Annotated in this window: 23 protein-coding genes; 16 read left to right on the forward strand and 7 right to left on the reverse strand. The window is 64.0% G+C overall.

Annotated elements, in window-relative coordinates:
- Window positions 1-42 precede the first annotated feature (42 nt).
- From purN to argB, 3 genes are all read left to right on the forward strand, one after another.
- Window positions 43-993, forward strand: a complete 951-nt coding sequence (gene purN, locus MOK15_RS15630) for a phosphoribosylglycinamide formyltransferase (protein ID WP_242932443.1) — start codon at window positions 43-45, stop codon at window positions 991-993.
- 263 nt (window positions 994-1,256) lie between these two features.
- Entirely contained in the window at window positions 1,257-1,889 is a 633-nt protein-coding gene (locus MOK15_RS15635) for a queuosine precursor transporter (RefSeq protein ID WP_242932444.1), read from the forward strand.
- A 126-nt stretch (window positions 1,890-2,015) separates the two neighbouring features.
- Window positions 2,016-2,921, forward strand: coding sequence for an acetylglutamate kinase (argB, locus tag MOK15_RS15640; RefSeq protein ID WP_242932445.1), 906 nt, complete (start codon window positions 2,016-2,018; stop codon window positions 2,919-2,921).
- A gap of 35 nt (window positions 2,922-2,956) precedes the next feature.
- Here the strand turns inward: argB and MOK15_RS15645 are convergent, their stop codons facing one another.
- Entirely contained in the window at window positions 2,957-3,481 is a 525-nt protein-coding gene (locus MOK15_RS15645; RefSeq protein WP_242932446.1) for a GNAT family N-acetyltransferase, read from the reverse strand.
- 131 nt (window positions 3,482-3,612) lie between these two features.
- Here MOK15_RS15645 and MOK15_RS15650 point away from each other — a divergent pair, with 131 nt between their 5' ends.
- From MOK15_RS15650 to MOK15_RS15670, 5 genes are read left to right on the forward strand one after another with little or no spacing between them, the layout of a single operon-like run.
- Window positions 3,613-3,903 carry a YggT family protein gene (locus tag MOK15_RS15650; RefSeq protein WP_242932447.1) on the forward strand — a complete coding sequence of 97 codons (291 nt, stop codon included), beginning with the start codon at window positions 3,613-3,615 and terminating at the stop codon, window positions 3,901-3,903.
- A complete protein-coding gene (locus MOK15_RS15655; protein ID WP_242932448.1) occupies window positions 3,900-4,223 on the forward strand; it encodes a DUF167 family protein in 324 nt (107 codons plus the stop codon). Before MOK15_RS15650 ends, MOK15_RS15655 begins: the two co-directional genes overlap by 4 nt.
- Window positions 4,220-5,113 carry a bifunctional methylenetetrahydrofolate dehydrogenase/methenyltetrahydrofolate cyclohydrolase FolD gene (gene folD, locus MOK15_RS15660; protein WP_242932449.1) on the forward strand — a complete coding sequence of 298 codons (894 nt, stop codon included), beginning with the start codon at window positions 4,220-4,222 and terminating at the stop codon, window positions 5,111-5,113. The genes MOK15_RS15655 and folD overlap by 4 nt, the downstream gene beginning before the upstream one ends.
- A complete protein-coding gene (locus MOK15_RS15665; protein ID WP_242932450.1) occupies window positions 5,110-5,787 on the forward strand; it encodes a hypothetical protein in 678 nt (225 codons plus the stop codon). The genes folD and MOK15_RS15665 overlap by 4 nt, the downstream gene beginning before the upstream one ends.
- Window positions 5,784-6,404, forward strand: coding sequence for a MarC family protein (locus MOK15_RS15670; protein WP_242932451.1), 621 nt, complete (start codon window positions 5,784-5,786; stop codon window positions 6,402-6,404). The genes MOK15_RS15665 and MOK15_RS15670 overlap by 4 nt, the downstream gene beginning before the upstream one ends.
- Before the next feature lie 44 nt (window positions 6,405-6,448).
- On the opposite strand, the gene MOK15_RS15675 is transcribed toward MOK15_RS15670, so the two are convergent.
- Window positions 6,449-6,895 (reverse strand): DUF4188 domain-containing protein, encoded by a 447-nt coding sequence (locus MOK15_RS15675; RefSeq protein WP_242932452.1) that lies wholly within the window; start codon window positions 6,893-6,895, stop codon window positions 6,449-6,451.
- Window positions 6,896-6,970: 75 nt separating this feature from the next.
- Between MOK15_RS15675 and MOK15_RS15680 the strand changes: the two genes are divergently transcribed.
- Window positions 6,971-7,516, forward strand: a complete 546-nt coding sequence (locus MOK15_RS15680) for a TetR-like C-terminal domain-containing protein (RefSeq protein ID WP_242932453.1) — start codon at window positions 6,971-6,973, stop codon at window positions 7,514-7,516.
- Window positions 7,517-7,689: 173 nt separating this feature from the next.
- On the opposite strand, the gene MOK15_RS15685 is transcribed toward MOK15_RS15680, so the two are convergent.
- Window positions 7,690-8,370, reverse strand: coding sequence for an OmpA family protein (locus tag MOK15_RS15685; RefSeq protein WP_242932454.1), 681 nt, complete (start codon window positions 8,368-8,370; stop codon window positions 7,690-7,692).
- Between the two features lie 150 nt (window positions 8,371-8,520).
- Between MOK15_RS15685 and MOK15_RS15690 the strand changes: the two genes are divergently transcribed.
- On the forward strand, window positions 8,521-9,837 hold the full coding sequence (locus MOK15_RS15690; RefSeq protein WP_242932455.1) for a hemolysin family protein: 1,317 nt from the start codon (window positions 8,521-8,523) through the stop codon (window positions 9,835-9,837).
- Between the two features lie 641 nt (window positions 9,838-10,478).
- On the opposite strand, the gene MOK15_RS15695 is transcribed toward MOK15_RS15690, so the two are convergent.
- Window positions 10,479-11,102: a cytochrome c family protein gene (locus tag MOK15_RS15695; protein WP_242932456.1), complete on the reverse strand. Its 624-nt coding sequence runs from the start codon at window positions 11,100-11,102 to the stop codon at window positions 10,479-10,481.
- A 173-nt stretch (window positions 11,103-11,275) separates the two neighbouring features.
- On the opposite strand from MOK15_RS15695, the gene MOK15_RS15700 reads away from it, so the two are divergent.
- From MOK15_RS15700 to MOK15_RS15725, 6 genes are all read left to right on the forward strand, one after another.
- Complete coding sequence (locus MOK15_RS15700) at window positions 11,276-12,166, forward strand: prephenate dehydratase (protein ID WP_242932787.1); 891 nt, start codon at window positions 11,276-11,278, stop codon at window positions 12,164-12,166.
- A 177-nt stretch (window positions 12,167-12,343) separates the two neighbouring features.
- Complete coding sequence (locus tag MOK15_RS15705) at window positions 12,344-13,072, forward strand: sterol desaturase family protein (RefSeq protein ID WP_242932457.1); 729 nt, start codon at window positions 12,344-12,346, stop codon at window positions 13,070-13,072.
- 11 nt (window positions 13,073-13,083) lie between these two features.
- Window positions 13,084-13,503: a DUF2141 domain-containing protein gene (locus MOK15_RS15710; protein ID WP_242932788.1), complete on the forward strand. Its 420-nt coding sequence runs from the start codon at window positions 13,084-13,086 to the stop codon at window positions 13,501-13,503.
- Window positions 13,504-13,667: 164 nt separating this feature from the next.
- Window positions 13,668-14,579, forward strand: a complete 912-nt coding sequence (locus MOK15_RS15715; protein WP_242932458.1) for a tetratricopeptide repeat protein — start codon at window positions 13,668-13,670, stop codon at window positions 14,577-14,579.
- A gap of 5 nt (window positions 14,580-14,584) precedes the next feature.
- Window positions 14,585-15,199, forward strand: coding sequence for an LON peptidase substrate-binding domain-containing protein (locus MOK15_RS15720; RefSeq protein WP_242932459.1), 615 nt, complete (start codon window positions 14,585-14,587; stop codon window positions 15,197-15,199).
- Window positions 15,196-15,387 (forward strand): Trm112 family protein, encoded by a 192-nt coding sequence (locus MOK15_RS15725; RefSeq protein WP_242932460.1) that lies wholly within the window; start codon window positions 15,196-15,198, stop codon window positions 15,385-15,387. The genes MOK15_RS15720 and MOK15_RS15725 overlap by 4 nt, the downstream gene beginning before the upstream one ends.
- Window positions 15,388-15,444: 57 nt before the next feature.
- Here the strand turns inward: MOK15_RS15725 and MOK15_RS15730 are convergent, their stop codons facing one another.
- The 3 genes from MOK15_RS15730 to MOK15_RS15740 all read right to left on the reverse strand — a co-directional run bounded on the left by MOK15_RS15730 (window position 15,445) and on the right by MOK15_RS15740 (window position 19,430).
- Window positions 15,445-15,885: a RidA family protein gene (locus MOK15_RS15730; protein WP_242932789.1), complete on the reverse strand. Its 441-nt coding sequence runs from the start codon at window positions 15,883-15,885 to the stop codon at window positions 15,445-15,447.
- A 65-nt stretch (window positions 15,886-15,950) separates the two neighbouring features.
- Window positions 15,951-18,584 (reverse strand): TonB-dependent receptor, encoded by a 2,634-nt coding sequence (locus MOK15_RS15735; protein WP_242932461.1) that lies wholly within the window; start codon window positions 18,582-18,584, stop codon window positions 15,951-15,953.
- Between the two features lie 246 nt (window positions 18,585-18,830).
- The gene (locus MOK15_RS15740; protein WP_242932462.1) at window positions 18,831-19,430 is read right to left on the reverse strand and encodes a TlpA disulfide reductase family protein; all 600 of its coding nucleotides are present in this window, start codon (window positions 19,428-19,430) and stop codon (window positions 18,831-18,833) included.
- Between the last annotated feature and the right edge of the window lie 24 nt (window positions 19,431-19,454).

Consider the following 19,454-nt stretch of genomic DNA (forward strand, 5'->3'; position numbering starts at 1 on the left):
CGCGCAGGGTTCTCGACAAGCTCGAACCAAACGGGGTTGGGTATGAACAAGGCAAAAGTCGCAGTCCTGATTTCCGGCCGTGGCTCCAACATGGCCGCCTTGCTCTATGCGGCGAAGGCGGAGAGCTGTCCCTATGAGATCGTGCTGGTCGCCGCCAATGATCCCGATGCCGCCGGGTTGACGCTTGCCGCCGCCGAAGGGATCGCGACCTTCGGCCAGAGCCACAAGGGAATGAAGCGCGCCGAATTCGACCGGATCATCGACGCGCAATTGCGCGAGGCGGGCGCGCAATATGTCGCGCTCGCCGGCTATATGCGCCTGCTCTCCCCCGAATTCGTGTCCGGCTGGGAAAACCGGATGCTCAATATCCATCCCAGCTTGCTGCCCAAATATAAGGGCCTCGACACGCACCAGCGCGCCATCGACGCAGGCGATGCCCATGCCGGCTGTTCGGTCCATATCGTCACGGCCGAACTGGACGATGGCCCGGTGCTGGGGCAGACCCCGGTCGCGATCCTGCCCGGCGACAGCGCCGACAGCCTCGCCGCGCGTATCCTGATCGCGGAGCATCAGCTTTATTCCCGCACCCTGGCCGATTTCGTCACCCGCGAGCGCCAGCCCGACTGGCTGCTGAACAAGGTGCGCGAAGCCGCGCTGGCGCTGCCGCAGGCGGACGAGATCGTCTCACACGGGATGCCCTGCTTCGGTATCGTCAAGGGCAAGAAATTCGCCTATTTCACCCGCGATCATCATGGCGACGGCATCATCGCCGTTCTGGTCAAGACCACCGCGCCCGACGAACAGGCGATGCTGATCGAAAGCGACCCGGCGCGCTATTATCGTCCCGCCTATTTCGGCGTCGACTGGGTCGGCATCCGTCTTGACCTGGGCGACACCGACTGGGATCATGTGGCGGAACGGCTGCACGCAAGCTGGCGCCAGATCGCGCCCAGGAAGCTGCTGGGCCTGATGGACATCGCTGACCCGTTTTAGGGCTGACCCGTTTTAGAGGCGTGTGGACGCTTCATTTTCCTTCGTCATGTCGGGCTTGACCCGGCATCCCGCTTCTTTCTTAAGCGCAACCGGAGAAGAAGCGGGACCCCGGATCAAGTCCGGGGTGACGGTTGTATAAATGGCTGGAAATGGTCGATTGCAGTCATCCTCCCCTGGCAGGGGAGGATGAATAGCCCACTTCCGCTCGTCGGCGGTCATGTCCCTATCTTCCCCAGCCGCGCGAATCCCGGTAAGGGCTGACGATGACTACGACCTCCGCGCCCATCCGCCGCTCTCTCTTCATCTTTTCCATCCTGTACGGCGGCATGGTGTGCATGGCCGGCGTGCTGGGGGTGAAGCAGGTGGCGCTGGGGCCGCTGGCGGTGGAGGCGGGGATTTTCGCCTTTCTGCTGCTGGTGATCCTGTCCAGCGCCGTGTCCGAACTGCATGGCCAGAAGACGGCGACCACGCTGGTGCGTCTGGGCTTCGTGCCGCTGCTGGTGTCGGCCGCGCTGATCCACATCGTTATCGCGCTGCCGCATGATCCGGGCATGTATCCCCCCGCGATCGACGCTTTCCCGATCGTCGTGGGTCAGGGTTCGCGCATGATGCTGGCGGGGCTTATTTCGTACGGCGCGTCGCAGACGCTCAACGTCTTCATCTTCTCCAAGCTGTCGCGCGGAGAGGGGAAGCTGGTCTGGCTGCGCGGCATGATCGCCAGCGTCATCTCGCAAGTCGTCGACACTTTGCTGTTCATCACCATCTCCTTCCTGGGCGAGCGGCCGATCCTGGACCTGATGGTCGGACAGATGATCGCCAAGGTGATCCTGTCGATCATCCTGGTGCCACCGCTCATCTCGCTGGCGGTGTCACTGGGGCGTCGGCTCGATCGTTGAGCATTTTCCAGTTGACCGGTACGGTCGACGGCTCGGAAAATGCGGTGGCAAAAGCAGGAGCGTTTCCGCTTGTGCGGAAAAGCTCTTTTCTTGCGGTAGCGGGCATATGGCCTTAAGCGCGCGCGCATGAACAGCAAGCACGCCCCCGATCCGGCCCTCCTCGCCAAGGCTGAAACCCTCGTCGAAGCGCTGCCCTATATGCAGCGTTATGCGGGCAAGACCTTCGTTGTCAAATATGGCGGCCACGCCATGGGCGATCCGGAAGCGGCGCGCGATTTCGCCGAGGATGTGGTGCTGATGAAGGCGGTCGGCATCAATGTCGTCGTCGTCCATGGCGGCGGGCCGCAGATCGGCGCGATGCTCAAGAAGCTGGGCGTCGAATCGCAGTTCGTCGGCGGCCTGCGCGTCACCGACTCCGAAACCGCCAAGATCGCCGAAATGGTGCTGGCCGGTTCGATCAACAAGGAAATCGTCGGCTGGATCGCCGGCGCGGGCGGCCGCGCGGTCGGCATATCGGGTAAGGATGGCGGCCTGGTCCTGTGCGAAAAGGTGCTGGGCAAGCGCGAGGCGGATCCCAATTCGGGGATCGAGCGCAATGTCGACCTGGGCTTTGTCGGCGATCCCGTCTCGGTCGATCGCCGGATTCTCGACACGCTGGCGCAGGATGGCATCATCCCCGTCGTCGCCCCGGTGGGCATCGGCACGGACGGCCATACCTATAATGTCAACGCGGATACCATGGCGGGTGCGATCGCGGCGGAGCTGAAGGCGTCGCGCTTCTTCCTGCTGACCGACGTGCCGGGCGTGCTCGACAAGCAGGGGCAGTTGCTGACCGACCTCGACCCGGAGGCGATCCATGGGCTGGAGGCCGACGGCACGATCAGCGGGGGCATGATCCCCAAGCTGGAAACCTGCGTCCGCGCGGTCGAGAGCGGGGTGGACGCCGCCGTCATCCTTGACGGCCGGGTGCCGCACGCGATGTTGCTCGAAATCTTCACCGATCGCGGCGCGGGTACGCTGGTGCGGAAGTAAGACGATCTCTCCCCCCTCCCGTTTACGGGAGGGGATTATGAGCGCATCAGCACCCTCGGATCACGCCACGCTATCCGCTTTTCCGCCAGCGTCCGGCCATCCGGCCCCGGCTTGTCCCAGTCCTCCACTTCCACGCCGCCACGCGCCGCGTAAAAGCCGCGCGCCGCGACATTGTCAGTGTAGCACCAGAGGAACAGCCCCGCATCTGGCCAGCCTTCTATCGCCCAGCGGACCGCCTGGTCCAGCAGCGCGGTGCCGATCCCGCTCCCCTTGGCGGCGGGCAGCGCGTGGAGATTGTCGACCAGAGTGCCCCAGCGCGGATCGGACCCGCCGATGACGCAGGTGAAGCCGATCGGCTGTCCCTCCCGCTCGGCGATGATGACCCGCTGCCCCAGTTGCGGCGCTTCCAGCCGCTGCGTCCAGGTCGCCAGCCGATTCGCCTCGATCCCGCCCGCCAGATAGGCCGGGTCCATGATATGGGCATAGGCGATGCGCCAGCTTTGCACATGCATGGCGGCGATCAATGGGGCGTCGGCGGGGGTGGCGTGTCGGAAGTTCATGGCTTCCCTATAGCGCGTGCATCGAATTTGTCCCGTCGTTGGTGGAATATGCATCGCATAACGCTGGTGCCGGGGCTTGTGGCGGAGGTGCCGCCTCGGCTAGAGCGGCCACATATATCAACGGAGACACCATGGCCTACGCGCTCTATCAGATCATCGTCATCCTTCTGGATGTGCTGTGGTGGATCATCATCATCCAGGCGATCATGAGCTGGCTGATCGCTTTCAATGTCGTCAACATGGGCAATGACTTCGTCCGCACGGTGATGGTCGCGCTCGATCGGATGACCGCGCCGATCTACAACCCGATCCGCCGGGTGATGCCGGACCTGGGCGCGCTCGACCTGTCGCCCATGGTCGTGCTGCTCGCCATCCTCATCATCCGTCAGGCTGTGTTGCCGCCGCTCTTCGGCATGGTGTGACGGCCTGGAGCCAGTCCGGCGACGACCTGCTGCTCAGTGTCCGGCTGACCCCCGGATCGGCGAAGGAAGCGGCCGGCGGCGGCTGGACGGACGGGAAGGGCGCGCGCTGGCTGTCCGCCCGCGTCCGCGCCGTGCCGGAAAAGGGCAAGGCCAATGCGGCCTTGATCGCCCTGCTGGCGAAACGGCTGGATTGGTCCAAAGGCGCGATTTTGCTGGAATCGGGCGACACCAACCGGCTAAAGCGGCTGAGGATCATTGGCGGAGGCAATGCGTTGACGCGCCTGACCGCCCTCATCGAAACATGGATAGAAACGACATGACCATCGGCAAGATCATCGACGGCAAGGCCTTTGCGGCGGGACTGCGCGACAAGGTGGCCGAGGGCGTCGTGGGCTTCGTCGCACAGGCCGGTCGCAAGCCGGGGCTGGCGGTCGTGCTGGTCGGCGAAGATCCGGCGAGCAGCGTCTATGTCCGCTCCAAGGGCAAGATGACTGTCGCTTCCGGCATGGAGAGCTTCGAGTTCAAGCGCCCGGACAGCATCGGCGAGGATGATCTGCTCGACCTGATCGAGGAGCTGAATCACGACGAGCGGGTCGACGGCATATTGGTCCAGTTGCCGCTCCCCAGCCATATCGACGAGGCCGCCGTGATCGGCGCGATCGACCCGGCCAAGGATGTGGACGGCTTCCATGTCGTCAATGCCGGCCGTCTCGCTACGGGGCAGGAGGCGCTGGTGCCCTGCACGCCGATGGGCTGCATCATGTTGCTGAAGGACGAGCTGGGCGACCTGAGCGGCCTGGAGGCGGTGGTTGTCGGCCGCTCCAACATCGTAGGCAAGCCGATGGCGCAGTTGCTGTTGGCGGAGAATGCGACCGTCACCCTGGCGCACAGCCGCACCCGCGACCTGGCCAGCGTCGTTCACCGTGCGGACATCGTCGTCGCCGCCGTCGGCCGGGCGGAGATGGTGAAGGGCGAATGGATCAAGCCCGGCGCGACCGTGATCGACGTCGGCATCAACCGCATCACCGATACCGAGGATGGCAAGAGCCGCATCGTCGGCGACGTCGCCACCGCCGAAGCGCTGGCCCATGTCGGCGCCATCACCCCGGTACCGGGCGGCGTCGGGCCGATGACCATCGCGGTGCTGCTGCGCAATACGCTGGTCGCCGCCCATGCGCGCGCCGGGCTGGCGAAGCCCGAGGGGCTGTGAGGGCGCGACTTGCCCTGCTGACCTTGGGGGCCGTGGTGCTGCCCGCTGCCGTGATGGCAGCGAAGCCGCCTTTGCGTTTCCAGCCTGATCCCAGTTCCGTGATCGCGGCGGAGATCGCCTTCAACCGGCTGGCGCAGGAAAAGGGGCAATGGACCGCGTTCCGTGAGACCGCCGCCGAGGATGCGGTGATGTTCGTGCCGCAGAAGGTGCTGGCGCAGGATTGGCTGAGGAAACAGGCCGATCCGCCCGCTTCGGTCAAATGGGCGCCGTCGATCGTCTATGTGTCCTGCGACGGCAACCTGGCCGCCAGCACTGGCGAATGGACACGGCCCGACGGATCGGTCGGCTATTTCACCACCATCTGGCGTCGCGGCAAGAAGGGCCGCTGGCAGTGGATTCTCGACCATGGCGACACGCTGGCCACCCCGCGCGCGACGCCGGAGTTCCTGACCGGCAAGGTCGCCACCTGCAAGCGCGGCGCGCGTCCGGATGGTCCGCCGCCGCCGCCGCCGCCGCCGGGCGGCAAACCTGGAGAGATCGCCCCGCCGCCGGACGAAAGTCTGGTCTGGACCGCCGATGCCGCTGTCGACAACAGCCGTCGCGTCACCGTGAGGATGTGGACCGGCGAGGCCTATGAAACCGTCATCGACGACCGGGTGAAGGCTGGATCATGACCGCTTTGTTCCTTTCCGCCTTCGTCACCCTGTTCGTGGTGATCGACCCGCCGGGCTGTGCGCCCATCTATGCCAGCCTGACCGCAGGGGCGAACCAGGCGCAGCGCCAGGCGATGGCGATCCGCGCGGTCGGCATTGCGGCGGCGATCCTGCTGGTCTTCGCGCTTTGGGGCAAGCAATTGCTGGGCGTGCTGGGCATTGCGCTCGACAGCTTCCGCATTGCCGGCGGCATCATGCTGTTCATGATCGCCATGGACATGGTGTTCGAAAAACGCACCCAGCGGCGCGAGGACCGGGCGCAGAAGATCAGCACCGAAGAGCCGCATGTCGAGGATGTCTCGGTCTTTCCCATGGCGATGCCGATGATCGCCGGGCCGGGATCGATCGCCACGGTCATGCTGCTGATGTCGCGCGCCAACGGCCTGTCGGAACGGATGGTCGTGCTGGGCGCGGTGGTGCTGACGCTGGCGCTGATGCTGGGCGCGCTGCTCGCGGCCGGGCCGTTGATGGCGATGCTGGGGCGCAAGATCGAGGCGGTCATCACCCGCCTGCTGGGCGTGCTACTGGCGGCGCTGGCAGCCCAGTTCGTGATTGACGGATTGAAGGCGAGTTTTTAGAGTAGCGGTCGAGCATAAGAAACCTTCCCCTGGCAGGGGAGGGTTTAGGTCCGTTTCATCCGCGATCGTGCTGAGAGGAACGGACCGACGGGCGCCAGCGGCGGCGCGAAGCGGCCGAAGCCGATAGGCTGGGGCATGTCGATATAGACCGCCTCCATCATGCCGTTGCGGCTATATGTTTCATGCCAGAAGCCCGCGCCGCCATCACCCCTGGCGAAGTCGCGCCACCAGCCGATATGGGGCATGGCGCAGGTGAAGCGCTCCAGGCTGTCGAGGTCGCGCCAATATTGGCGGATGCCGATATGGTTCCAGGCAAAAAGAAACTGTTCATGGCCCAGCAGCCCTTCGGGCGGGTCACGCTCGATCCTGCGCAGGCCGCGGCCGATGCGCAGCAGCGACAGCAGGCCGCGCAGGCGTGACACGCGGAAGCCGAGCAGGATGACGATCAGATCGGGATAGACGTCGAGGTCGACGGATTGACGGACTTGCATGATAGGACTCGGCGATGTTTATGATGTAAACATACCCAGGAATGATTACGGTGTAAACATGCTATGGCCAAAGACATGACTTCATCGCTGCACGCTCGTCTGGTCGACTGCGCGCTTGCCCTGTTGGAAGCGGGAGAAAGCGATCTCAGCCTGCGCGCGGTGGCGCGATCGGCGGCAGTATCGGCCATGGCGCCCTATCGCCATTTCGCCGACAAGGCCGCGTTGATGGCGGCGGTGGCCCTGCGCGGTTTTGCGATGCTGGAGGCGGATGCAGCCACCGCCGATTCCATCGGCGATTCGGCTGCGGACGCTCTGACGGGGCAGGGATTGGCCTATATTGCCTTCGCTCGTCGGCACCCGGCGCTGTTCCGGCTGATGTTCGCCGATGGCGCGGGCCTGGAATTGCCGCATGAACAATGTCTGGGCGCCTATGCGCTGATGGTGCGGCGGGTGGCCGAACTGGCGCCCGATCAGGCCGGGGCAGGGGTGCTGACCTGCTGGGGATTGGTCCATGGCCTCGCCACATTGGCGCTGGACGGCCGTTTGCCGCCCGATCCGGCGACGGAGCGGGCGGCATTGGAACTGATGACGCAGGCGCTTGCCGCCCGCGCCGGGGCCTAGCTCAGATCGACATTCAGGTTAAAGCGGAAGCCTTAGCCTCATTCTCAACGTCATGCCGGACTTGATCCGGCATCCAGAGTCGGAGGCGACGCCTTTTGTGGCCCTGGATGCCGGATCAAGTCCGGCATGACAGCTTGGGAAGCGCCAAACTGTGAATGTCGATCCGCCCTAGCTCAGCCCTTCACGTCGGCTTCGGTGACAGGCGCGATCTTGATTTCGACGCGGCGATTGGCGGCCTTGCCTTCCTCGGTCGCGTTCGACGCGATCGGCTGGCTCTCGCCAAAGCCGCGGGTGCCGATACGGGCCGACTGGACGCCGTGGCCGATCAGATAATCGGCGACCGATTGGGCGCGGCGTTCCGACAGCGTCTGATTATAGGCGTCGGAGCCATCGCTGTCGGTGTGGCCGTACACGTCGATATAGGTTTTGGGATATTGCGCCAGGACCGATGCGACATCGTTCAGCGTCGGCTGGAACTGCGGCTGCACGTCCGCCTTGTTGAACGCGAAGGTGATGCCCGACGGCATACGGAGCAGGAGATTGTCGCCGTCGCGAATCACGTCGACGCCGGAGCCGGCGGTTTCCTCACGCAGTTTACGCTCCTGCGCGTCCATATAGGCGCCGACGCCCGCACCGGCCACTGCGCCGATGCCCGCGCCCAGGATCTTTTCAGTGCGGTCGTTGCGGCCGCCGACCAGATCGCCCAGCAGATAGCCGCCCAGTGCGCCGCCGATGCCGCCGATCGCAGCCTTGGAAATGCTCCGCTGGCCCGTCTCCGGGTCGGTGGTGCAGGCGGTCGTGGCGAGCATCGCAGCCAGGCCCGCGGCGCCGATGATGCGGTGAGAAATCCTCATGATCCTGTTCCCTTGTCGTATCGCCCGGTGGAGCGGATGCCCCCAACAATAACTGAGCTGCGCGTCTTGTTCCACAAGCGAACTGAACTGGCGATGATGCCGATGTTGTGAAATTGAAAGATTAGCGTTTATAGGAGGAAGCTGACCGCCATGGCCACGATCCCCCCTCCCAATCCGACGCCCTTCCCCTGGGTAGACCTTGTCATCATCCTGGCGCTTGTCGCCGTGAATGGTGTCTTCGCCATGTCGGAGCTGGCCATCGTGTCCGCCCGCAAGCCACGGCTGCAGGCGATGGAGAAGGCCGGGCGCAGCGGCGCACGGACGGCGCTGGCGCTGGCGGCGGACCCCGGCAAGTTCCTGTCCACCGTCCAAATCGGCATCACCCTGATCGGTATCCTGTCGGGCGCCTATTCGGGCGCCAGCCTGGGCGGGCCGGTGGGCGATCGCCTGGAAGGGTTGGGGCTTTCCCCCAACACCGCCGAGAATCTGGGCTTCGTGCTGGTCATCGGCCTCACCACCTATGCGTCCCTTATCGTCGGCGAACTGGTGCCCAAGCAATTCGCGCTGCGCCAGCCCGAACCGATCGCCGTGCTGGTGGCGCCGCCGATGCTGTGGCTGGCGAAGCTGACCGGTCCGGTCGGCTGGGTGCTGGATGCGTCGAGCAGCCTGATCTTCAAGCTGCTGGGGATGACCCGCGAATCGGAAAACCATGTCACCGCCGAGGAACTGCACCTGATCGTCGCGGAGGCGAGCAAGTCGGGCGTCATCGAGGAAAGCGAGCGGGCGATCATCTCCGGCGTCGTGCGCCTGGCCGACCGGCCGGTGCGCGAGGTGATGACCCAGCGCATGGATGTCGACTGGATCGACATCGCCGCCGACGAGGCGACGATTCGCGCCGAACTGCTCGACACGCCGCACACCCGCCTGCCGGTGGGGCGCGGGTCGGTGGAGGATATTATCGGCATCGTCCAGGCGCGCGACATCATGGCCGCCCTGTTCCGGGGCGAGCCGCTCAACCTGGAAACGCTCATGCGCAAGGCGGAAGTGGTGCCGGATCAGGTCGACGCGATGGACGCGCTGGAAGTGCTGCGCCGGTCCGACGTGCCGATGGTGATGGTCCATGACGAATATGGGCATTTCGAGGGAATCGTGACCCCCGCCGACCTGCTGTCCGCCATTGCCGGCCATTTCGCGTCCGACCGCGACGCCTATGACGAACCCGATCTGGTGGAGCGCGAGGATGGCAGCCTGCTGGTGTCGGGCCAGATGCCGATCGACCAGCTAGCCGAGCGGATCGGCATCAACCTGTCGGAAGATCGCGACTATGCGACGGTCGCGGGCCATGCGCTGTGGCTGCTCAAGCGCCTGCCCGAAGTGGGCGATTTCGCCGAGGATCAGGGCTGGCGATTCGAGATTGTCGACATGGACGGGCGCAAGATCGACAAGCTGCTGGTGGCGGCGCGATAGGGCGGGGCTGGAGGCGCTGGGGGACTGGAAGCGTTAGTTAGCTGCCGTTGGCCATGTTAGACTCGTTCGTCTGAAGGGGGGCGTTATTTTGCTGATCTACGGTATCGTTATGACGCTAAGCTGCCTCTCGCTGGCCCTGTGGCCACACAAGCGAGCGCAGACCGTTGAAACCCGGATTGCGCAGGGTGACAACGAGTTCTTTGAGGAACAGCGCAGCTACCAAGCCTACCCTTGGTTGCGTGATCCGAAGCGCCTTCGCATCGCCGGAGTTGTCGGAACAGTTTGCGGGCTAATCTTTTGCGCGCTTGAACTCTACCGTCCTAGCTAGGTCCGCAATGGGCGATTATGCCGAATGATTTTTACCGCGTAAGGTCAGCTATCGCCGGTCATCTCCCCAAAAGCTGACTGACTAAAATCCACCCTTATCCGTCATGCCAGCGTAGGCTGGCATCTCAGGCAATGACGCGCCAAGTCGCTTGAGACCTCGGCGCTGACCTTTGGTCGCCCTTCGGGTTGCTGGGGTGACGATCGAGAATATGGAAAACACTCCACCCTTTCCTGTCGTCTCGCGCGGGCCTTGGCCCGCCTCTAGGAATAGCGGGCCTGTTGCGATGAGCCATTCTCATCGCAACAGGCGGTCATCATTCGCTGGTGTTGGTGGCGTTTGCGGCCGGGGCTTCGGCGGCGTTGGCCGCATTGCCGGGCGCGGCGGCATTGGCGCCTTCCGCAGCCGGGGCCGCATCGGCGGCGGGCAGGGGCAGGTTCGACCCTTGCGTGTTGAGCCATGCGATCAGGTTGGCGCGGTCGGCCGGATTGCCCAGGCCGGCAAAGGTCATCTTGGTGCCCGGCGCAAATTCACGCGGGCTTTTCAGCCAGTGATCCAGCGCGTCGAAGCTCCAGTTGCCGCCCTTGCTCTTGAGCGCTTCGGAGAAAGCGAAGCCGCCCTTGCCCTGGCCGATGCCTTCGCCGACCGTGGCGTAGAGATTGGGACCGATGCCGTTGGCTCCGCCCTGGTTGACGGTGTGGCAGGCCGCGCATTTGGCGAAAACCTTCTCGCCCGCCGCGACGTCCGCGCTGGCCAGCAGGGTGTTGAGGCTGGGGCCGCTGGCGGCGCCTTCGCCCTCCGTCTCGACGCCCTCGATGGCATAGCCCATCTTCTCTGGCCGTTCGGACGAATAATATTTCGAACTGATGATCGCACCACCCAGGGCGATGATCCCCGCAAACAAAGCCCAGCCCGCAACGGTATTGAAACGATCGCCCATCTCGCTCGACTTCCCTAAGATTTTTGTTCTGGAGACTGTCGGATGCGCCCCCTCTTGTGCGTTGCCATAATGGGGGACACGCGGTGAAGCAAGCCGGGTTCAACCCTATTGCGCTGTCGTGGCGGAGCAATGCTTGCGCGAAGGCGGCGGAAACCTTAAGCGCGCTTGCGTTCATGGAAAATTATCCCGCCCCCGCCCGTGCAATTGTCGCGGATCTCGCCGCCAAGGCCGCCGCCGATCCCGTCCGCGCCGTCGCTTATCAGGGTGCGCCTGGCGCTAATTCGCATCTGGCGGCGCTCGGCTATGCGCCCGATTGCGTGCCTCTGCCCTGCTTCGCGTTCGAGGATGCGATCGACGCCGTGCGCAGTGGCCAAGCCGCCCGGGCGATCATTCCGATCGAGAACAGCCTGCACGGGCGGGTGGCGGACATGCATTTCCTGCTGCCCGAATCGGGCCTGTCGATCGTCGACGAATATTTCCTGCGCATCCGCCATTGCCTGATGGCGCCGGATACGACCCCGGTGAAGAGCGCGATCAGCCATCCGCAGGCGCTGGGCCAGTGCCGCCATTATCTGCGCGAACGCGGCATCCAGCCGGTCGCCTATGCCGACACGGCGGGCGCGGCGGCGCTGGTGGCGGAAACGAAGACGCCGGGCGAAGGGGCGATCGCGCCCTATCTGGCGGCTGAGCTGTACGGCCTGCGCCTGATCGCCGAGAATATCGAGGATAGCGACGACAATATGACGCGCTTCCTGGTGCTGGCGCGCGAATCGAAGATGCCGGTCGCCAATGTCGGCCCGGTCATGACGACCTTCCTGTTCGAGGTGAAGAATATCCCCGCCGCGCTGTACAAGGCGATGGGCGGTTTCGCCACCAACGGGGTCAATATGACCAAGCTGGAAAGCTATCAGCGCGGGGCGAGCTTCGCCGCGACGGAATTTTATTGCGATATCGAAGGGATGCCCGGCGACCCGGCGGTCGACCGCGCGCTGGCCGAGCTGGAATTCCACACCAAATGGGTGCGGATGCTGGGCAGTTATCGCCAGGGACGGCCTCGGACCTAGGATCGGCCGAGCTTCCGCCCATACGGGCCTGCAAAGCGCGCTTTTCTGCGTTCCGGTGCTCACGTACTTTTAGTACGCTGCGCTCCGTTACTCGAAAATCACGCTTTTCGGCTCCGTCTGGACGAAATCTCGACCAATCCTGTTCGTGACGGCGGCAGAAGTCTGTATAGCCGCCCCATGGTCGCAGCCATCCTTCTGTCCGCCCTGGCGATGAGCGTCATTGTCGGCGTGCGCTATCTGCTGGCGAGCGGCGGGTTTGCGCTGGCGACGCGGATTCGCCAGCCGGGCCTCTATCGCGGTCTGGAGAGGCAGATGGGGCGGGAGATCGGCTGGTCGCTGCTGTCCGCGCTGATCTATGGCGTGCCGGCGGGCGTGGTCGCCTGGGGCTGGCAGGCGCGGGGCTGGACCCGCATATACAGCAACCCGGACAGCTACCCGCTCTGGTATCTGCCCGTTTCGATACTGCTCTATCTCGCCGCGCACGACACATGGTTCTATTGGACCCATCGCTGGATGCACCGGCCCAAACTGTTCCGGATTGCCCATGCGGTCCATCATGCCAGCCGCCCGCCCACGGCATGGGCGGCGATGAGCTTCCATCCGTGGGAGGCGATCACTGGCGCGGTGGTGATCCCGGCGCTGGTCTTCCTGATCCCGATCCATGTCGGCGCACTGGGACTGGTGCTGACGATCATGACCGTCATGGGGGTGAGCAATCATATGGGGTGGGAGATGTTCCCGCGCTGGATGGTGCGGGGGCCGCTGGGCGCATGGCTGATAACCGCCAGCCACCATCAGCGGCATCATGATATATATCGTTGTAATTACGGACTTTATTTCAGATTTTGGGACAGGTTGTGCGGCACCGACAAGGGGCTGGGCGACTTTGCGAAAGGGCAGGCGTGACGCGATATATCATGGTGCTGGCGGCGATGACGGGTCTGGTGGGCGCGGCCCCGGTCGGCCAGCCCCAGCCGCTCAGCATGGGGCTGGAGGGGTTGCGGTCGACCAAGGGGCAGATACTGGTCTGCGTCACCCGATCGCCCGACCATTTCCCCGATTGCAGCAAGGACCCGGACAAACGGCATTTCACCGTTCCGGCATCGGGCGGACCGTTGCCGTTGGGCCAGTTGGCGCCGGGCAATTATGCCATCGCCATCATCCATGACGAAAATAGTAATGGCAAGCTGGACACCTTCGCCGGTATCCCGCGTGAAGGCGTGGGCTTTTCGCGCAATCCCGCGATCCGCTTCGGCGCGCCCAGCTTCAAATCGGCCAGCTTCACCGTGGCGGGCGCGGCGGTCGAACAGGATATCAAGCTCAAATATTTCCTTTGAGAGTGGGTTTGTTTGAGAATGCGCGGAAGAGCGCATTTTCAAACAAACCCTACCGCGTCGGTGCGCGGCGCGTGCTCATCTTGCCTTGTCCCAGAGGGGTGACGCCCCACATAAGGCGCTGTATGACGGCGGCAAGTTGGACCGCATAGGCAGGAGATAGAAGCGTGGCGACCCTGGGATTGAGCGACACCGAAAAGACGGCGTTGGAAGCGTTTCGCCAAGATGTGGTAGAGCCTTCGCGCACGCAATTGGTGATCGTCGACTTCTGGGCGGAATGGTGCGGTCCCTGCAAGCAGCTCGCCCCGGTGATCGAGAAGGTGTGCGAGGAATATGCGGCCAAGGGCGTGAAGCTGGTCAAGGTCAATGTCGACGAAAATGGCTTCATCGCCAGCCAGTTTCGCGTTCAGTCGATTCCCACCGTCTATGCGGTGTTCCAGGGCCAGCCGGTCGCGGACCTGAGCCAGGCGCGCACCGAGGGGCAACTCAAGCAATATCTCGACCAGCTATTGGCGCAACTGCCGATCGAATCGGACGAAAAGGCGCTGGCGCAGGAAGTCGCGCCGCTGATCGCCATGGGCGAGGAAGTGCTGGCGGGTGGCGAGCCTGAGCGCGCTTTGTCGGTGTTCACCCAGATCGCCCAAATGGCGCCGGATAATGCCGAAGCCGCTTCGGGCCAGGTGCGCGCGCTGGTGGCGCTTGGCGAACTAGACGAGGCGGAGGCGGTTCTGGCCGCGCTGCCCGATGAGGTGGCGAAGCATGGCGCGATCGACCAGGCGCGCGCTGCCGTCGCGCTGGCGCGGGACGTGAAGCCTGTCGCCGACCTTTCGGGGGTTGCGGCGAAGGTGGCGGCTGATCCCGACGATCATGCGGCGCGTTTCGAACTGGCGGGCGGCCTGATGGGCAATGGCGACCGTGACGGCGCTGCCGATGCACTGTTGGAAATCGTGCGGCGCGACCGGGCGTGGAACGACGGGGCGGCGAAGGCGCAACTGCTCAGGATTTTCGAGGCGGTCGGGCTGGAAGACCCCTGGGTCGCCGGGCAGCGGCGCAAGCTGTCGCAGATCCTCTTTTCCTGACGCCCATGCCGCTGACGCGCGTCTCGATCTTTCCTTTGGCCGGTGCGCTGCTGCTGCCGGGCATGGAATTGCCGCTGCATATTTTCGAGCCGCGCTACCGGGCGCTGATCCATGACGTGATGGCGCGCGACCGGCGTATCGGTATGATCCAGCCGCGCGGGGAGGGGCTGGCCCCTCCTCTGTTCGACATGGGCTGCCTGGGCCATGTCAGCCATATCGAGGCGCTGGACGATGGGCGGTTCAACATCATCCTGACCGGCCTTGCCCGCTTCCGCGTGGTGCGCGAACTGGCGGTGGCGACGCAGTTCCGTCAGATCGAGGCCGATGTGGAGCAGGCGCCACAGGAGGACGAGGTGCTGTCCGCCGTCGAGCGCGCCGCGCTGGAGATGGAATCGCGGCGCTTCGCCGAGATATTGGGCTATGTGGTGGACTGGACCGCGGTGTCGGGGCTGGACGACACGGCCCTGGTCAACGGCATCGCCCAGATCGCGCCCTTCGACCCGGCGGCCAAGCAGACCCTGCTGGAGGCCGACACCCTGTCCGAGCGATCGGAACGGATCATCCAGTTGATGCAGATCGTCGGCCGGATCGAGCGCGGCGGCGGAGCGACCATGCAATGAATGGGACAATGAACGAGGTTGCGCCGATCGATCCGTGGCTGCTGGAAAAGCTGGTCTGTCCGGTGACGCGCACGCCGCTGCGCTGGGACGCGGCGCGCGGGGCGCTGGTGTCGGATGCGGCGGGCCTGGCCTTCCCGGTGCGCGATGGCGTGCCGGTGCTGGTGGTGCGGGAGGCGTGGGCGTTTTGATCGCTATCCGCAAGCCTGCTGTTCCCCGGCCTGCGCCGGGGAACATCTAGATTCTCATCACCCGAACGCCGCGATGCATTCCACTTCCAGCGGTGCGCCCATGGCCAGTCCGTCTGCGCCGAAAGCGCTGCGGGCGGGGAGGCGTTTTCCTTCGAAATAGGGCAAATAGGCGGCGTTGAAGCGCGGCCAGTCGGCCATGTCGTCCAGCATCACCGTGCATTTGACGACATGGCCAAAGTCCAGGCCATTATCCTTCAGGATTTTGCCGATCGACTCCATGGCGTTCCGGACGGCCGCGTCGAACCCTTCCTTGTGGCGGTCCATCCCCTCGGGCACCTGGCCGATCTGGCCCGACAGGAAGAGGATATCGCCCGCGCGCACGGCTGGGGAGAAGGGGAGCTTGGCCGGAAGAGGCTGCGGCGCGGGGGCGGGCTGGGCCAGCGCGGGCGGGGCTATCGCCACGGCGAGAAGGGCGGCCGCGGTCAATATCTTCATCATCGTCTCCCAAGAAAAGGGCCGCACCTTTTCAAGTGCGGCCCGAAAATTCCACATTCTATCGATGCTTACCAGTTCACGTTGATACGGGCGTAATAATAGCCGCCATTGATGCCATAGGGCGAGAAGTTCGGATAGAGATTGGTCGAGTAGGTGCGTGAATTGCCGGCGAGCTGTGGCCCGCGGATATTGGCATAGGAGCGTTCGGTCGGATATTTGTTGAACAGATTGTTCGCACCGATCGTCAGCTTGATCGGTTCGGCAATCTTGTAGCCCAGTTCCAGGTCGGTGACGAACGCCGCCTTGGCATAGACGCGGGTGTCGGCGCCCGCCAGCGGCCCGTTGCCCGCCGACACTTCCAGCGCATAGACCGAGCTATAATAGCTTTCGCGCAGGTTGGCGCTGAACTTGCCCAACGACCAATAGGCACCCAGCGTCGCCCGGAATTTGGGCGTGCTGTTTTCGAGCTGGGCGATGCTGTAGCGATCGATCAGCGCGGCGCCCGCGACGTTCAGGGTCGATGGCGGTGCGGCGACATTCAGCACCTTGTTCTTGTTGTAGTTGGCCGTGTAGGACCAGTCGACATTGCCCCAGTCGCCCAGGTTGGTCGAATAGTTGGCGACCAGATCGACGCCGGTGGTGCGCATCTTCACGCCATTAGCGAAGGTCTGGACAGAGACGCTGCCGTCGATGTTACGCGTGCCGTTCGTGTTTTCCAGCACATAGGTCGGGATTTCCCCGCCCAGGGCGCCCCGTACTGCGTCCAGCACCGCCTGCTGGTTGTTGAGCGCATAAGCGGCGGCGTTGAAGGCGTTGCAGCGATTGGCGTCGAACGCGCCGGATTCCCGGTAGCCTGCCGGACAGAAGGGACCACGGAAGCCGTAGAAGGAAGAGGAGATCACGATGCGGTCGCGGATCGTGATATGATAGGCGTCCAGCGTCACGGTCAGCTTGGGCAGCGGGTTCAGCACCAGGCCGGCGCTGAAGTTGGTGGACTTTTCAGGCTTCAGGCCGCCAAAGCCCAGCGACTGGGCCGCCGCCGAACTGGCGGGCAACACGCCGCTGATGCCGCTGGGGCCGACATTGATGCCCGAATAGCCGCCTTCCGCCAGGGTCGGCGCGCGGAAGCCGGTGCTGACGGTGCCGCGCACCGCGATCGCATCCGAGAAATCATAGCGGCTGGTCAGCTTGAATACGGTGGTGTCGCCGAAGTCGCTATAATGTTCGTGGCGCACCGCGCCGTCGACCAGCCAATTTTCCGTCGGCTTCAGGCTGATGTCCAGATATTGCGAGAAATTCTTGCGCGTATATTTGCCCGCGTCGTTCGGGCTGTAGCCGAAGAAGGACTGGGCACCGGCGCCATAATAGGACGCTGGGTCGCCCGACACGATTTCATAGGTTTCGCGCCGATATTCCAGACCGCCCGCGATGTTGATCGGTTCGGCCAGGCCCACGTCGAACTGGTGCGTCAGGTCGAGCGTGTTGCTCCATTGCGTGCCGATGAAATCGCCATTGTGAAATTCGGTCGGGGTGAAGCCGGTGTCGCGATAAAGCTGCGAATTGCCGGAATTTTCGACATGGACGCGAATGATGTCCTTGCCATAGGTCGAGGCGATGTCGAAGCTGGTGGCGCCGACCATGCCCTTGAAACCGCCGGTGAAGCTGTAATCGGTTTCGTCGATCATTTCGCGCGGCTGGAAACCGCCGGGGTAGAGAAGGACAGTGGTTTCGTTACCGTTGCGGTCGGCGGGCGCGACGAAGCTGCCGTCCGGATCGACCGTCTTGGAGATCACGGTCGGGTTGCGGGTGTTTTCCCAGGCGCGGGCCTTTTTATGGCCGTAGCTGCCGAAGCTATAGGCTTCGAACTCGCCAAATTCATAGCCGGCATTGTAGCTGACGATCGTCTGGTTGATCTGCGGATCGCCGGCGATGCGGTTGGTGTAGGGATAGCCGGGCAGGTCGGCGATGGCGGGATAGCGGCCGACCATGGATGTGGCTTCGGGGTTGACGTCGCCGCGGAAGCTGTATCCCTTGCGCTTCTTCTGCGCGGCGATGTTCAGATAGGCGCCCTCGAACGGGGCGAGGCCGATGTCGCCGCCAATGGCGTAGGTGCGGCCGCCGCCGTCATAATATTCGCCTGCCGTCGCATTGAGCGATCCGCCATGGTCGCGCTTCTTCTGGATGAAGTTGATGACGCCCGCGATCGCGTCCGTGCCGTACTGGGCGGCGGCGCCGTCCTGCAGCACTTCGACGCGCTCGATCGAATCGGGCGAGATGAAGCTGATGTCGGGTGCGGCGCTGCCGCCATAGGGGCCGCCCGCGACCGAGACGTTGGCGGTGCCGTGGCGGCGCTTGCCGTTGACCAGGATCAGCGTGTGGTTGGGCGACAGGCCACGCAGCTTCATCTGCAGATTATGGGCCTGAAGGTCGGAACCGAAGGCCTGGGCCTGCACTGACGGCAGGTTCTGGGCCAGGCTCTGGATGATGTCGGGCGACCCGGTGCGCTGGATCGCGTCCGCGCCCAGCAACTGGATCGGCGCCGGGCTGTCTGCGGCCTTCATGCCGGTGAGGCGCGTGCCGGTGACGATAATGGCGGCGCCGCCATCGGCCTGCGGTTCCTGCGGCGCGTCCTGTGCCAGGGCGCAGGCGGACCAGGACGACGCCAGGACCAGTGAAAGCTTCAATGCGGATAGTCGCGTCATTCATGCCCCCTTTTTTGCATTATCGATGACAGGGGGATGAACGAATGGTTTCAGAGAAGCCGCTATTGCACCGCACAATTTTTAGAAGAGAGCGAATATTTCAAGTGCCAGCCGCGCCAAAGTGGCATTCTTGTCTATTGGTCGGCGATTTATAACTTTATATCGATGCCGATGCATTTGACGCGAAACTGGCATGGTGGATTTTTCTGCTTCGTTCGTTTTGGCGGTCCGCTGATCGGTGAAGGGTCAGGTGGCCAGCGCCGCGTCGATCAGCGCCTTGGCTTCCGGCCCTTCCCAATCCATCGCGCCGATCACGCGCACCATTTCCTTGCCATGGGCGTCATAGATGACGGTGGTGGGGAGGAGGCCGGTCGCATAGTGGAAGCCGAAATGATTCTCCGGATCGGCATAGCCCTTGAGATGGGGCAGCTTGTGCTTTTCGAAGAAGGGCTTCACCGCCTTCATGCCTGTATTGTCCTGCGAAATGGTGAGGACGGCCAGTCCCCTGGCGCCGTGCGCAGCGGCGATGCGGTCGAGCGTCGGCATTTCCGCGACGCAGGGTGTGCACCAGGTCGCCCAGAGATTGACCAGTAGCGGCCGGCCGGCGAAATCCTGCAACGTCTTTTCCCCGCCGTCGGGATCGAGGAAGGCGAAGTCGGGGGCGGGGGCACCCGCCTTGCTGCGGTCCAGCTTGTAGTTGAAGGCGCTGTCCTTCTTGTCTGCGGCGACACCCTTTACCTCTCCGGACGTCGCGGGAACCTCTTCGCTGATGCCCGCATTGTCTTGCTCCGGGGGCGGGGATTGCCTATCGCAGGCCGCCAAAGCGGCAGGCAGGAGCAGTATCATTAGCGCGCGGAACGACGATATCAC

The organism is Sphingobium sp. BYY-5, assembly GCF_022758885.1.
In the GTDB taxonomy this organism is placed as follows: Bacteria; Pseudomonadota; Alphaproteobacteria; order Sphingomonadales; family Sphingomonadaceae; genus Sphingobium.

Coding starts and splice junctions, on each gene's coding strand:
- MOK15_RS15700 (WP_242932787.1), top strand. CDS start 11,276: ATGGAAAATTATCCCGCCCCCGCCCGTGCAATTGTCGCGGATCTCGCC.
- argB (WP_242932445.1), top strand. CDS start 2,016: ATGAACAGCAAGCACGCCCCCGATCCGGCCCTCCTCGCCAAGGCTGAA.
- MOK15_RS15730 (WP_242932789.1), bottom strand. CDS start 15,885: ATGATGAAGATATTGACCGCGGCCGCCCTTCTCGCCGTGGCGATAGCC.
- MOK15_RS15645 (WP_242932446.1), bottom strand. CDS start 3,481: ATGAACTTCCGACACGCCACCCCCGCCGACGCCCCATTGATCGCCGCC.
- MOK15_RS15635 (WP_242932444.1), top strand. CDS start 1,257: ATGACTACGACCTCCGCGCCCATCCGCCGCTCTCTCTTCATCTTTTCC.
- MOK15_RS15695 (WP_242932456.1), bottom strand. CDS start 11,102: ATGGGCGATCGTTTCAATACCGTTGCGGGCTGGGCTTTGTTTGCGGGG.
- MOK15_RS15710 (WP_242932788.1), top strand. CDS start 13,084: ATGGTGCTGGCGGCGATGACGGGTCTGGTGGGCGCGGCCCCGGTCGGC.
- folD (WP_242932449.1), top strand. CDS start 4,220: ATGACCATCGGCAAGATCATCGACGGCAAGGCCTTTGCGGCGGGACTG.
- MOK15_RS15675 (WP_242932452.1), bottom strand. CDS start 6,895: ATGCAAGTCCGTCAATCCGTCGACCTCGACGTCTATCCCGATCTGATC.
- MOK15_RS15690 (WP_242932455.1), top strand. CDS start 8,521: ATGGCCACGATCCCCCCTCCCAATCCGACGCCCTTCCCCTGGGTAGAC.
- MOK15_RS15680 (WP_242932453.1), top strand. CDS start 6,971: ATGACTTCATCGCTGCACGCTCGTCTGGTCGACTGCGCGCTTGCCCTG.
- MOK15_RS15720 (WP_242932459.1), top strand. CDS start 14,585: ATGCCGCTGACGCGCGTCTCGATCTTTCCTTTGGCCGGTGCGCTGCTG.
- MOK15_RS15650 (WP_242932447.1), top strand. CDS start 3,613: ATGGCCTACGCGCTCTATCAGATCATCGTCATCCTTCTGGATGTGCTG.
- MOK15_RS15735 (WP_242932461.1), bottom strand. CDS start 18,584: ATGACGCGACTATCCGCATTGAAGCTTTCACTGGTCCTGGCGTCGTCC.
- MOK15_RS15725 (WP_242932460.1), top strand. CDS start 15,196: ATGAATGGGACAATGAACGAGGTTGCGCCGATCGATCCGTGGCTGCTG.
- MOK15_RS15685 (WP_242932454.1), bottom strand. CDS start 8,370: ATGAGGATTTCTCACCGCATCATCGGCGCCGCGGGCCTGGCTGCGATG.
- MOK15_RS15740 (WP_242932462.1), bottom strand. CDS start 19,430: ATGATACTGCTCCTGCCTGCCGCTTTGGCGGCCTGCGATAGGCAATCC.
- MOK15_RS15705 (WP_242932457.1), top strand. CDS start 12,344: ATGGTCGCAGCCATCCTTCTGTCCGCCCTGGCGATGAGCGTCATTGTC.
- purN (WP_242932443.1), top strand. CDS start 43: ATGAACAAGGCAAAAGTCGCAGTCCTGATTTCCGGCCGTGGCTCCAAC.
- MOK15_RS15670 (WP_242932451.1), top strand. CDS start 5,784: ATGACCGCTTTGTTCCTTTCCGCCTTCGTCACCCTGTTCGTGGTGATC.